Source organism: Luteimonas sp. A482, assembly GCF_054072655.1.
The window spans coordinates 1,891,994-1,905,198 of sequence record NZ_JBSVRO010000001.1 but is presented as its reverse complement, the minus strand read 5'-3'; the positions used below and the strand labels follow the sequence as shown (position 1 = coordinate 1,905,198).

The following is a 13,205-nucleotide window of genomic DNA, read 5'->3' as shown; positions in this document are numbered from 1 at the left end:
GGACCCCGCGCCGCGTGTTTTCGTCCAGCGATCTGCTCGAGGCGATCCAGCGCAGGCTGCGCAAGGGGCGCTCGATCCGGCCGCAACGGCCGGCCGGGGAGTTCCCGCCCGGATGGGACGAATGGTTCGCCGAGGCCCCGGCCCGGCCGCGCCGGGGCGCTCGCGCAATCGACGCGGTGATCGCGGTGCTGCTGGTGCGCGAGCCTGTGTACACCACCGGCTACCGCCCGCTCAACGGCTGGCAGGCCTTCATCCGCCTGTGGCGCTACGACTGGCGCGAACAGCCGACGCCCGACCGGCGCACCCGCGTGGCGTCGATTTCGCTGTCGCTGCTGCTGCACGTGCTGTGGCTGCAGCTGATGGTCCTGATGATGGTGGCGATCTACCCGGGCGAGGAGGAGGCCGAGCGCCTCGGCGAGAACATCACCCAGGTCGAGTTCATCGGCGAAGGTACGCCGCAGGACGAGGGCGGTGGCGAACAGCTGGCCGAGGAGCCGGTGCCGGAGCAGGCTGCGAGCCCGGCGCCCGCGGCGTCGACGCCGGCAGCAGCTGCACCGCAGACCTCACCGCCGCTGCCGCCGCCTTCGGTCGCCGAGACGCAGGCACCGCCCGAGGAGGTGCCGCCACCGGTGGCCGCACAGCCGTTGGAGGTCACCGAGACGGCGCAGCCCGATTCGGATTTCGTGCTGGTGCCGCCGCGCATCGACCTGCCGCCAACGCCGGCCTTGCCCACGCCCGAGTTGAGCGCGCCTGCGCCGGATGTGCGCGTGGTCGAAGTGCCGCTGGTCACCTCGCCGCAGATCCAGCCGCTGCCGCGCCGCGAGATCGACGTGCCCGACCTGCGGCAGCCGGAGATCGAGATCGTCGAGCGTGACCTGCCCGCGCCGGTCGCCGAAGTGGTGTTGCGCGCGCCGCGGCCGGCGCCGTCCGCGCCCGAGCTGCGGCGCGATGGGCCGGCCGTTGCGCAGCGCGATATCGAGCTGCGTGCGCCCGCGCAGGGAACCGGCAGTACCGAGGCGGCATCCGATCGCGGCAGCGCGCAGGGTCCACCGGCCGCGAGCGGCCAGTCGGCGGCGAATGCCGCGTCGGCCGGCGGCACGCGTGACGCCGGGCAGGGCGCATCCTCGACGGCCTCGACTTCCGGCGCCGGCACCTCTCCGCAGGCGCCGCCCGGTGGCCTGCCGTCGCCACGCCGTGGCGATGACTGGGGCGACTCGGACCGCAACGTGCCGGGCGGGCAGGTCGGCAGTCCATCCGGGTTGTTCAATGCGGACGGCAGCCCGCGCCTGGCCGGCAACACCGGTGCCGTGGGCGGCGGACTGCCGCCGGGGACGATCACCGAGGACTACGAGAAGATCGACCGCATGGGCACCTGGCTCAAGCGCCCGCCGATCGGCTACGAGCCGACCACGCTCGACCGCTTCTGGGTGCCGCACGAGAACCTGCTGGAGGAATGGGTCCGGCGCAGCATCAAGGAAGTGCTGATCCCGATCCCCGGCACCGGCAAGCGCATCAAATGCAGCGTTGCAATGCTGATGCTCGGCGGCGCTTGCGGCATCACCGATCCCAACATGCTCGACATCGAGGCCGGTGCGCGCAAACCGCCGGACGTGCCGTTCAAGCCGGAGCTGCAGCAGGACCAGGAAAGCCTGCGCCCGCCGGGGGGATAGTTGTCGGGCTTCGGACGCCGAGCTGGTCGGCGCTGCTCTGGCTCCCTCCCCCGCAGCGCGGGGGAGGGTTGGGGTGGGGGCGGTCAGGTCGCGGGGTGGTTTCTCGCGCGCCTTCGGCGCGCACCCCCATCCCGGCCTTCCACCCCGAGGGCACCCAGCCCCGCGCGCGGGGGAAGGAGAATCAAGGTGACCCAGGCATGAAAAAGCCCGCAAGAAGCGGGCCTTTTCCATCCAACCTGGCCGGCGTGGCTCAGTGCACGCCGTGCAGGTCGCGCAGTTGCGAGGGCCGGGACGCGAAGAAGGCCGCGAGGTCGGCGATCTGCTGGTCGGTCAGGTTTGCCGCCTGCTGCGACATCAGCGCGTGCTCGCGGCGGCCATCTCGGTACTGCACCAGCGCATGCTCGAGGTAGTCGTAGTGCTGCCCGCCGAGCTTGGGATAGGTCTCGTCCAGCGGCTGGTTGCCGTCGGCGCCGTGGCAGTCGACGCAGGACTGGCCCGTGGCTTGGCCCTTCACGCCGGCCTGGGTCTCGCCCTCGGCCATGCGGCCATCGGGCAGGCCCGCAGAGGAGGACATCTGGCCACTTTCGCCGGCGTCGCCGCCACCGCAGGCGGCGAGCGCGAGCGCGAACAACAGGGGCAGGGCGATGCGGCCGGCGCGGCCGGCGGACGACAGGCGGATCATGGGGTCAGCTCCGACAGGAAGGCGGCGATGTCGGCGATGTCCTGGTCCGAAAAGCTCTGCGCCTGCGCTTCCATGGTTGGATGCTTGCGGGTGCCCTTCCGGTATTCGGTCAGCGCGTTGGTGAGATAGACCGCCGACTGCCCGCCGATCATGGGCACGTGGTAGGTCGGATACACGTTGCGGTATCCGACGATGCCGTGGCAGCCCAGGCAGGTGTAGGTCAGCTGGCGTCCGCTGTCGGCATTGCCGGCCAGCGCGGCCGGGGTGGCGGAGGCGGGCGCTGCGGGCTGCGCTGGGGCGGCAGATGCCGGGTCCTGGGCGGTGGCGGCATCGGTTTCGGCCGGGGCGGCCTGCTCCGTGGTCGGGGTGGCTTCCTGCGCCGGGGCGCTGTGCGGCAGCGAGGCCAGCGCGAGCACGGCGGCGAGGCTGGCGGCGATCGTCAACGGTCGCGTCATGGAGTGGTTCCGCAATCCTGTGGCTGTTGGCTGGGTGGATCGGATGGCGACGACCCGGGCCGTCGTGCAATCGCGGCAGTATAGCTTGCGCTCCACGGCCTGTTAACGCATGGCCACGCCTTCGCCACCATTGCCGGCTTTGCACCGGCTTTGCACCGGCTTGGGGCAGCAGCGCAGGGGTCGTTAGCAGTGCAACCGCATCGGTCACGTCGGCATCCCTGCCTGCGTCGAACTTGTGCTGCCGCCGGGAGTCACCATGACCTTCGGCGGATGTTGCCCATCCAGCTAGTGATATACCTTGCTACAACACCATAGGGGTCGCGTCCGTCCATGTCCACGAACCACGCATTTCCGGGGCTTCGCCCCGTCCTGGCGATCGCCGCGCTGTCCGCTTTGCTGATGCTTGCGGGCTGCAGCGGCGGCGGCGATGCAGAGGCCAAGTCCGACGAGGACAAGGGGCCCGAGGCGATCCCGGTCGAAGTGGAGAAGGTCAGCCGTCGCGCGATTGCCGCGAGCTATGGCAACACCGCCACGCTCGAACCGCGCGCCGAGGCCCAGGTGGTGGCCAAGACCTCGGGCGTGGCGCTGGAGGTGCTGGTGGAGGAAGGCCAGAGCGTTCGCGCCGGCCAGGTGCTGGTGCGCCTGGATCCGGATCGGGCGCGCCTGCAGGCCGCGCAGAGCGCAGTCCAGGCCCGCAAGCTGGAGGCCAACTTCAGGCGCGCCCAGCAGCTGGAGGCGCAGCAGATGGTCAGCGCGAACGATCTTGACCAGATCCGCTACGACCTGGAGAACGCGCGCGCGGTGAACCGGCTGGCCAACCTCGAGCTGTCGTACTCCAACGTGGTTGCGCCGATCTCCGGCGTGATCGCCTCGCGCGACATCAAGCCGGGCAACTTCGTGCAGATCAACTCGCCGATCTTCCGCATCGTCGATACCGCGCGCCTGGAAGCGACGCTCAACGTGCCCGAGCGCGAGATCGCCAAGCTGCGCCCCGGCCAGACGGTCGAACTCACCGTGGACGCGCTGCCGGGCCGGCGTTTCACCGGCACCGTGGACCGCGTGTCGCCGGTGGTGGATACCGGCAGCGGCACGTTCCGCGTGGTGGCCGCTTTCGAGGGTGAAGGCGAACTGCAGGCCGGCATGTTCAGCCGCCTGGCGATCCGCTACGACCAGCGCGAGGATGCGCTGGTAGTGCCGCGCCGCGCGCTGCTGGAGGATGGCGGCGAGCCGGCGGTATATGCGGTCCGCGAGGGCAAGGCCTCGCGCGTCCCGCTGGAGCTGGGCTATTCGGACGGCGGCTGGGTGGAGGTGCGCAAGGGCCTGGGCGAAGGCGATGCGGTGGTGGTCGCGGGCAAGGCGGCGCTGCGCGAAGGCACCGCCGTGCAGGTGCTGGATGACGCCGTCGCGGCCAAGGCCGAGCCGAAGGCCGAAACCGCCGATGCCGGCAAGCGGGCGGCCGACTGATGGCTCCGCAGGATCCGCCGCCGGGCACGGGCGGCTTCGACATCGTCGAGTTTTCCACCAGGCGCCGCGTCACGATCGCGATGATGACGCTGACCCTGGTGCTGTTCGGCATGATCTCGCTGTCAGGGCTCAAGGTCGAACTGCTGCCTGACCTGAGCTATCCGACGCTCACCGTGCGCACCGATTACGAGGGCGCTGCGCCGACCGAGATCGAGACGCTGATCTCGCAGCCGGCCGAGGAAGCGCTGGGCGTGGTCAAGGGCCTGCGCAAGCTCAAGTCGATCTCGCGCACCGGGCAAAGCGATGTCGTGCTCGAGTTCGCCTGGGGCACGGACATGGAGCAGGCCGGCCTGGACGTGCGCGACAAGATGGAGACCCTGCAGCTGCCGCTGGAGGCCAAGCCGCCGGTGCTGCTGCGCTTCAATCCGTCCACCCAGCCAATCATGCGCCTGGCGCTGTCTTCCAAGCAGGCCGAGGCCAGCGATGCCGAGGCCGTGCGCCGGCTGATGGAACTGCGCCGCTACGCCGACGATGACCTCAAGCGCAAGCTCGAGCCGGTGGCGGGCGTGGCTGCGGTCAAGGTCGGTGGCGGCCTTGAGGACGAGATCCAGGTCGAGATCGACCAGCGCAGGCTGGCACAGCTGGGCATCTCGCTCGACACGGTGATCCAGCGCCTGCAACAGGAGAACGTCAACCTGTCGGGCGGGCGCCTGGAGGAAGGTTCGCAGCGTTACCTGGTGCGCACGGTCAACCAGTTCTCCACCGTCGAGCAGATGGGCGAGATGCTGCTCAATCCGGCCGGAGCTGGATCCTCGACGACGTCGACCGGCGAGAACCAGCAGCTGATGACCGCGATCCTCGGCAGCCGCGATCCCAACGTGATCGCCGCGCTGCGCAGCGATGCCGGCGGTGGTGGCGGTGCTTCACCGGTGCGGCTGAAGGACGTGGCGGTGGTCCGCCAGGGCTACAGCGAACGCGAGGCGGTGATCCGCGCCGCCGGCAACGAGGCGGTTGAGCTGGCGGTCTACAAGGAAGGCGACGCCAACACCGTGTCCACCGCCGATGCGCTGGAGGCGCGCCTGAAGCAGGTGCGCGAGGAGCTGCCTGGCGATATCGAGCTGACCGTGGTCGAGGACCAGTCGGTCTTCATCCGCCATGCGATCAGCGACCTCAAGTTCGATGCGGTGCTGGGCGGACTGCTGGCGGTGCTGATCATCTTCCTGTTCCTGCGCGATGGCTGGAGCACCTTCGTCATCTCGCTGTCGCTGCCGATCTCGATCATCACCACCTTCTTCTTCATGGGCCAGCTCGGGCTGAGCCTCAACCTGATGTCGCTCGGCGGCCTGGCGCTGGCCACCGGCCTGGTGGTGGACGATTCGATCGTGGTGCTCGAATCGGTGGCCAAGGCACGCGAGCGCGGCCTGGGCATCCTCGAGGCGGCGATCTCCGGCACGCGCGAGGTGTTCATGGCGGTGGTGGCCTCGACCCTCACCACCATCGCGGTATTCCTGCCGCTGGTGTTCGTCGAGGGCATCGCCGGCCAGCTGTTCCGCGATCAGGCGCTGACCGTGTCGATCGCGATCGCGGTGTCGCTGCTGGTGTCGATGACCCTGATCCCGATGCTCAGCTCGCTCAAGGGGCGCGCGCCGCTGGCGTTCCCGGACGATGAGGCGCCGCTTCCGCAGTGGCGTCCGGCCAGCCGCTGGCAGAAGCCGGTGGCGGCGACGGGGCGCGGCATCGGCGCAAGCGTGCGCGGCCTGGCCTTCGGCGTCGTCTGGCTGGTCGTGCGCGTTTGGCGCGGGCTGGTGAAGGTGGTCGCGCCGGTGATGGGCAAGGCCAGCGACATCGCGATGGCGCCGTACAACCGCGCCGAAGCCGCCTACCTGCGGATGCTGCCGCGCGCGCTGGCCAGACCGTTGCCGGTGCTTGCCGGCTCGGTGCTCGCCTTCGCGCTGACCCTGGCGGTGCTGCCGTTCATGGGCATGGACCTGATCCCGCAGCTGGCGCAGGACCGCTTCGAGATGACCGCCAAGCTGCCGCCGGGCACGCCGCTGGCGCAGACCGACGCGCTGATCCGCGAGGTGCAGCGCAAGCATGCCGGCGAGGAGGGCGTGCGCCTGCTGTACGGCGTGTCCGGCACCGGCACGCGCCTGGACGCCAGCCCCACCGAGAGCGGCGAGAACATCGGCAAACTGTCGGTGGTGATGGACGACACCTCGCGCGAGCAGGTGCTGATCGACCGCCTGCGCGGCACCATGGCCGAGTACCCGGCCGCGCAGGTGGACTTCGCGCGGCCCGAACTGTTCGCGCTGTCGCCGCCGCTGGAGATCGAGATCGAGGGCAGCGACCTGGAGGCGATCCGCGTCGCCGGCGTGCGCCTGGCCGGGCTGCTGCGCGAGAACCCGCACTACGCCGACGTCAAATCGACGGTGGAGCAGGGCTACCCCGAGATCCAGATCCTGTTCGACCATGACCGCGCCGCAGCCCTGGGCCTGACCTCGCGCCAGATCGCCGACGCGGTGGTCAACAAGGTGCGCGGCAATGTCGCCACGCGCTACAGCTTCCGCGACCGCAAGATCGACGTGCTGGTACGGGTGGCGGAGTCCGAGCGTTCGTCGGTGGAGGACATCCGCCGCCTGATCGTCAATCCCGGATCAGCCGCGCCGGTGGAACTGGGCTCGGTGGCCGAGGTGGTCTCGACCACGGGGCCGAGCGAGATCCACCGCGCCGACCAGCGCCGCGTGGCGCTGGTGTCGGCCAACCTGCGCGACATCGACCTGGGCGCGGCGGTCACCGAAGTGCAGCAGATGGTCGCCGCCGACCCGCTGGGCGCCGAGGTCGGCATGCGCATCGGTGGCCAGGGCGAGGAGCTGGCTGAATCGTTGCGCTCGTTGCTGTTCGCCTTCGCGCTGGCCGTGTTCCTGGTCTACCTGGTGATGGCCTCGCAGTTCGAATCGCTGCTGCATCCGTTCGTGATCCTGTTCACCATCCCGCTGGCGATGGTCGGCGCGATCGCGGCGCTGCTGCTGACCCGCTCGCCGATCTCGGTGGTGGTGTTCATCGGCCTGATCCTTCTGGTGGGCTTGGTGGTCAAGAACGCGATCATCCTGGTCGACAAGGTCAACCAGCTGCGCGAGGCCGGGATGGCCAAGCGCGAGGCGCTGGTGGAGGGCGCACGCTCGCGCCTGCGCCCGATCATGATGACCATGCTCACCGCGGTGTTCGGCTTCATGCCGCTGGCGCTGGCCTTCGGCGAAGGCGCCGAGGTGCGCTCGCCGATGGCCATCACCGTGATCGGCGGCCTGCTGGTCTCGACCCTGCTGACCCTGGTGGTGATCCCGGTGGTGTACGACCTGCTCGACCGCAAGCCCGACGGCTACTACGCCGAGCGCGGCCGCCGCGTGCAGGCCACCGCCACCCAGGTGGCGCAGGTGCTGGCCCGCGAGCAGGACGCGCTGGACGGCCCGGGCGAACGGAGCTGAGCCGATGAACATCACCGAGCTCTCGATCCGCCGCCCGGTCACCACCATCATGCTGTTCGTCTCGATGGTGGCGATCGGCCTGATCGCCTCGTTCCGGCTGCCGCTGGAGGCCGAGCCCGAAGCGACGATCCCGTTCTTCTTCGTCTCGCTGCCGTATCCGGGCTCCACGCCGGAGGAGGTCGAACGCAACGTCCTGCGGCCGGTGGAGGAAGCCCTGGCGACGATGGCCGGCATCAAGTCGATGAACTCGCGCGCCAACGCCGAGGGCGGCCAGATCCAGGTCGAGTTCAGCGACTGGAGCCGCGACATCGCCATCGCCGCCTCCGAGGCGCGCGAGCGCATCGACGCGGTGCGCGACGAGCTGCCGGACGACTTCCGCCGCTACTACGTGCAGCGCTGGAGCACCAGCGACCGCGAGGCGATGAGCCTGCGCCTGACCAGCGACGACGACCTGACCGCGCGCGCCGAGCTGATCGAGCGCAGCATCAAGCAGCGCTTGGAGCGCCTGCCGGGCGTGGCGCGGGTGGAGGTCGAGGGCGTGGCCCGCCAGGAGGTGCTGGTGGCGCTCGACAAGGACCGCATCAGCGCGCACGGCGTGGCGCTCAACGAGCTGGTGCAGCGGCTGCAGGCAGCCAACTTCTCGGTCTCGGCCGGACAGATCACCCAGGAAGGGCAGCGCCTGCGCGTGCAGCCGCGCGGCGAGCTGCAGGAATTGCAGGCGCTGCGCGACCTGCCGATCGGCGACCGCGGCACGCGCCTGTCGGACGTGGCCACGGTCGAACTGCAGCCACAGCGCATGGACTACGTGCGCCAGCTCGAGGGCAGGCCCAGCGTCGCGGTGGACGTCTACAAGGAGCGGTCGGCCAACCTCGTCGACCTGTCGCGCGCGGTGCGCGCCGAGGTCGCGGTGCTCGAAGGCGATCCTGCCATGCGCGGTGTCGAGATCGAGGTCACCGACGACCAGGGCGAAGCAGTCACCGGCTCGCTGCTGGCGCTGGCCGAGGCCGGCGGCATCGGCCTGGCGCTGTCGGTGATCGTGCTGTACGCGTTCCTGCGGCACTGGCCGTCGACGCTCATGGTGACCGCCGCCATCCCGATCTGCTTCATCATGACGTTGGGCTTCATGTACTTCGCCGGCATCTCGCTCAACATCATTTCGATGATGGGTCTGCTGCTGGCGGTGGGCATGCTGGTGGACAACGCGGTGGTCGTGGTGGAGAGCATCTACCAGGAGCGCGAGAAGTATCCCGACCAGCCCACGCTGGCCTCGATCATCGGTACCCGCCACGTCGCCATTGCGCTGTCGGCCGGCACGCTGTGCCACTGCGTGGTGTTCCTGCCGATGCTGTTCGGCGAGAACAACATCATCACCATCTACCTGTCGCAGCTGGCGGTGACGATCTCGGTCTCGCTGCTGGCCTCCTGGCTGGTCGCGGTGAGCCTGATCCCGATGCTGTCGGCGCGGATGAAAACGCCGCCGGCGCTCAAGTCACCCTTCATCAGTGGCATGCAGCAGCGCTATGCGCGGCTGTTGCGCTGGACGCTCGAGCATCGCGGCTGGAGCGTGGCCGGGATCCTCGCCATCTCGCTGGTCAGCGCCGTGCCGATGATGAACACCAAAGGCGGCGGCGACGACAGCGACCCCGGCCAGATCAACATCTACTACCAGTGGAAGGGCGCCTATTCGAAGGAGGAGATGGGCCGCGAAGTGGCGCGCGTGGAGGAGTTCGTCAACGCAAATCGCGAACGCTTCCATATCGACAAGGTCTACAGCCGCTACAGCGAGCAGGGGTGGGCGTTCACGCGGCTGTTCCTGGACGACGTCGACGACCGCGAACTGGGCAAGCAGATCCAGGAGCAGGTGCGCGAAGGGCTGCCGAAGTCTGCGCGGGCCACCATGGGCATCGGCTGGCCGGGCGGCATGGGCAGCGAGGGCGAGGGCCTGCGCTTCAGCCTCATCGGCGATTCGACCCAGGTGCTGGAGGAGCTTGCCGCCGACATCGTGCCCATGCTCGACCGGATTCCGGCGCTTCGCGACGCACGCGTGGATACCGGCGATGCCAACACCGAGCTGTCGGTGCGGGTGGACCGCGAGCGCGCCGCCGCCTATGGCTTCAGCGCGCAGGAAGTGGCGCAGTTCGTCGGCATGGCGCTGCGCGGTTCGTCGCTGCGGGATTTCCACCGCGACGACGTCGAGATCCCGGTCAACGTGCGCTTCGCGGGTTCGGAAAGCTACGGCTTCGAGGACCTGGCCACGTTCATGGTCCGCGCGCCCGGCGGTACCGAAGTGCCGCTGCTTGCGATGGTGGACGTCTCGCTCAACCCTGCCTCGACTTCGATCCAGCGCATGAACCGCCAGACCATCCTCAGGATCGAGGCCGGGCTGGGGCAGGGCGTGTCGATGGAGGACGCGCGCAAGGCGGTGGAAACGACGCTGGACGGCATGCAGTTCCCGCCCGGCTACGGCTACACCTTCAGCGGCATGGGCTTCAACATCAACATCGACGGCATGGAGCAGATGGTGCAGGCGATCGTGATCGCGCTGGTGCTGATGCTGGTGATCATGGCGGCGGTGTTCGAGTCGCTGCTGTTCCCGACCGCGATCATGTCCTGCGTGCTGTTCTCGATCTTCGGCGTGTACTGGCTGTTCTGGATCACCGGCACCGAGATGAACATCATGGCGGTGATCGGCATCCTGGTGCTGATGGGCGTGGTGGTGAACAACGGCATCGTCATGATCGAACACATCAACAACCTGCGCCGGCGCGGCCTTGCGCGGACCGACGCGCTGGTGGAGGGCAGCCGCGAACGCCTGCGGCCGATCCTGATGACCATGGGTACGGCGATCCTGGCGATGATCCCGATCGCGCTCAATACCGACACCGCCGAAGGCATGCCCGCCTACCATCCGATGGCGCGTGCGATCGCCGGCGGGCTGGCGTTCTCGACGGTGGTGAGCCTGCTGTTCCTGCCGACCATCTACGCGCTGCTGGACGACCTGCGCAACGGCACCTCGCGCCTGGTGGCGCGGGCCCGCGGCCGCAAGGCTGGCGCCACGGATGAAGCGTTGCCGGCGCTGGGCGTGGACGGTTGATGCTGACCCCGGGCACGTGCCACGCGCACCGGCAGCCTGCTGCCGGTGCTGGCGCACTACGTGGTCAACGGCGCGTTTACGCTGTTCTGAGCCAGCGGCTCATGCGAACAGCCGCGCCAGCATCCTCGCGCCGCCGGTCCATACGCCGATCGCGGTACCGAGCGAGGTCAGGAAGAAGTTGACCAGCACGCGCGCCACGCGGTTGCGCCACCAGCCGCGCACGCTGTTCACATCCGCGCGCAGGGCCATGAAGTCGGCGTAGGTGGGCTTGCGCACCCAGGCCTCGATCAGCGCGCTGACCGTGCCCGAGGCCAGCGCGGGATGCAGCGGCGTGAACGGCGAGGACACGAATGCGCCGAGGATGCTCAGCGGATGGCCGCCGGCGATCAGGCAGCCCAGCGCACCCAGACCGCCGGTCCACAGCACCCAGTACAGGAGCAGATCGGTGCCAACGGCGAAGCCGCCGGCTGCAAAGCCCCAGGCGAACCCGCCCAGCAGGAAGGCGCCGATGCACAGCTCCATGATCGGCAGCTTCGATTTGGGCTTCACCGTCTCCAGCGACGCGGTCACCGAGTGCGGCGTCGCCTGTTCGTCGCGCAGGTGCAGCGCCAGGCCCTCGAGGTGGCCGGCGCCGACCACGGCCAGCACCTCGCGTGCGCTGCCGGCGGTTTCGCGAAGGCGGGCAGCCATGTAGCGGTCGCGCTCGGTGATCAGCGCGTCGTAGAGTTCGGGCGTCTGTTCGGCGAACTCGCTGAAGCTGGCCTGCAGCATGTCGCCCTGCTTGAGCTTCTCGATGTCGTGTTCGGCGACTTCCTCGTCGATGATCAGGCCGGCGACGATGCCACCGCCGAGCTTGGCCCGCTGCCACCAGCCCAGCCGCTGCAGTGCCCGCTTGAAGGTCAGGCCGACGTCGCGGTCGATCAGGTGGGTCGGCAGGCCGGCCGCGCGCGCATCCTCGACCGCCGCCTTGAGTTCGGCGCCCGGTTCGATGCCCAGCTGTTCGGCCAGGCGTCGCTGGTAGCTGGCCAGGGCGAGGTTGGCGGCGAACAGCGGGGTCTTGCCCTCCCGCAGCACCTTGACCAGATCGAGCCTGGCCAGCGCATCGGGGTCGCTGATCGCCTGCAGCCGCTGCGCATCGAGCTCGACCGCGACCGTGTCGAACTCGCCGCTGGCGATGGCTTGGCGCACGGCCGCGACGCTCGCGTGTGAGACATGCGCGGTGCCGAGCAGGGTGTAGCGCACGCCATCGCGTTCGACGATGGCATGGGGCTGCGAACGCCAGTCGGCGTCGGCGGAAATATCGGATTCGGTCACGGGATCGGCTTCTTCGGGGTGTCGCTCAACGGCGGGACGGCACCTCGTGGCGCCGTCCCGGTTCAGCGGGTCACAGGGTAGTGCCTGTGCCGCGGCTGGAAAAGTCGCCGACGCGATACGGCGCCCGCGTGCGTAGGCGACATCGTGCCTAGTCGATGTAGCGCTTGAGCAGCCCATCGTAGGCGTCGATGCGGCGATCGCGCAGGAACGGCCAGATGCGCCGCACGTGCTCGCTGCGCTGCAGGTCGACCTCGGCCAGCAGCACGGTCGCCTCGCCACCGGCTTCGGCGATGAACTCGCCCTGCGGCCCCAGCACGTGGCTGTTGCCCCAGAAGTCGACGCCGCTGGCGCCCATCGGCGAAGGCTCATGGCCGACGCGGTTGCAGGAGAGCACCGGCAGGCCGTTGGCGACCGCGTGGCCGCGGTGGCTCAGCACCCATGCGTCGCGCTGGCGGTTCTTCTCGGCCTGGTCATCGTCGGGGTCCCAGCCGATCGCGGTGGGGTAGAGCAGCACTTCGGCGCCGGCCAGCGCCATCAGGCGCGCGGCTTCTGGGTACCACTGGTCCCAGCACACCAGCACGCCAAGCCGGCCGACCGAGGTGTCGATCGGCGTGAATCCCATGTCGCCCGGGGTGAAGTAGAACTTCTCGTAGAAGCCCGGATCGTCGGGGATGTGCATCTTGCGGTACTTGCCCGCGACCGAGCCGTCCTTTTCGAACACCACCGCGGTGTTGTGGTACAGCCCGGCGGCGCGGCGCTCGAACAGCGAGGACACCAGCACCACGCCGTGCTGCCTGGCCAGGGCGCCGAGGCGCTCGGTGCTGGGCCCGGGGATCGGTTCGGCGAGATCGAACTCGTCCACCGATTCGTGCTGGCAGAAATAGCAGCCGTTGTGCAGCTCCTGCAGCAGGACCAGCCTTGCGCCCTGCTTCGCGGCCTCGGCGACACGCTCGGCGATCACCGAAAGGTTGGCTTCGGTGTCGCCGTGGTTCTTTTCCTGGATCAGTGCAACGGGGAGGGTGCGCTTGTTCATGCGGCCATTGT

Annotated in this window: 8 protein-coding genes; 4 read left to right on the top strand and 4 right to left on the bottom strand. The window is 69.3% G+C overall.

Translation table 11 applies throughout. The features are described 5' to 3' along the window. The first annotated feature begins 14 nt into the window (after window positions 1-14). Window positions 15-1,670 carry a hypothetical protein gene (locus tag ACW5DW_RS08490; RefSeq protein ID WP_457018320.1) on the top strand — a complete coding sequence of 552 codons (1,656 nt, stop codon included), beginning with the start codon at window positions 15-17 and terminating at the stop codon, window positions 1,668-1,670. A 250-nt stretch (window positions 1,671-1,920) separates the two neighbouring features. On the opposite strand, the gene ACW5DW_RS08485 is transcribed toward ACW5DW_RS08490, so the two are convergent. Together ACW5DW_RS08485 and ACW5DW_RS08480 are read right to left on the bottom strand one after the other, a co-directional pair. Beyond that, entirely contained in the window at window positions 1,921-2,343 is a 423-nt protein-coding gene (locus tag ACW5DW_RS08485) for a c-type cytochrome (protein ID WP_457018437.1), read from the bottom strand. A 5-nt stretch (window positions 2,344-2,348) separates the two neighbouring features. Further along, window positions 2,349-2,807, bottom strand: a complete 459-nt coding sequence (locus tag ACW5DW_RS08480) for a c-type cytochrome (protein WP_457018319.1) — start codon at window positions 2,805-2,807, stop codon at window positions 2,349-2,351. Between the two features lie 330 nt (window positions 2,808-3,137). On the opposite strand from ACW5DW_RS08480, the gene ACW5DW_RS08475 reads away from it, so the two are divergent. Genes ACW5DW_RS08475 through ACW5DW_RS08465 form a run of 3 tightly spaced genes read left to right on the top strand, consistent with a single transcriptional unit; the run spans window position 3,138 to window position 10,847 of the window. Then, the gene (locus tag ACW5DW_RS08475) at window positions 3,138-4,271 is read left to right on the top strand and encodes an efflux RND transporter periplasmic adaptor subunit (protein WP_457018318.1); all 1,134 of its coding nucleotides are present in this window, start codon (window positions 3,138-3,140) and stop codon (window positions 4,269-4,271) included. Next, entirely contained in the window at window positions 4,271-7,753 is a 3,483-nt protein-coding gene (locus ACW5DW_RS08470) for an efflux RND transporter permease subunit (protein WP_457018317.1), read from the top strand. The genes ACW5DW_RS08475 and ACW5DW_RS08470 overlap by 1 nt, the downstream gene beginning before the upstream one ends. Window positions 7,754-7,757: 4 nt before the next feature. Continuing rightward, window positions 7,758-10,847 (top strand): efflux RND transporter permease subunit, encoded by a 3,090-nt coding sequence (locus ACW5DW_RS08465; protein ID WP_457018316.1) that lies wholly within the window; start codon window positions 7,758-7,760, stop codon window positions 10,845-10,847. A gap of 99 nt (window positions 10,848-10,946) precedes the next feature. On the opposite strand, the gene ACW5DW_RS08460 is transcribed toward ACW5DW_RS08465, so the two are convergent. Both ACW5DW_RS08460 and ACW5DW_RS08455 read right to left on the bottom strand, forming a co-directional pair. After that, a complete protein-coding gene (locus tag ACW5DW_RS08460; RefSeq protein WP_457018315.1) occupies window positions 10,947-12,161 on the bottom strand; it encodes a TraB/GumN family protein in 1,215 nt (404 codons plus the stop codon). Between the two features lie 148 nt (window positions 12,162-12,309). Next, window positions 12,310-13,194, bottom strand: coding sequence for a carbon-nitrogen hydrolase (locus tag ACW5DW_RS08455; protein WP_457018314.1), 885 nt, complete (start codon window positions 13,192-13,194; stop codon window positions 12,310-12,312). Between the last annotated feature and the right edge of the window lie 11 nt (window positions 13,195-13,205).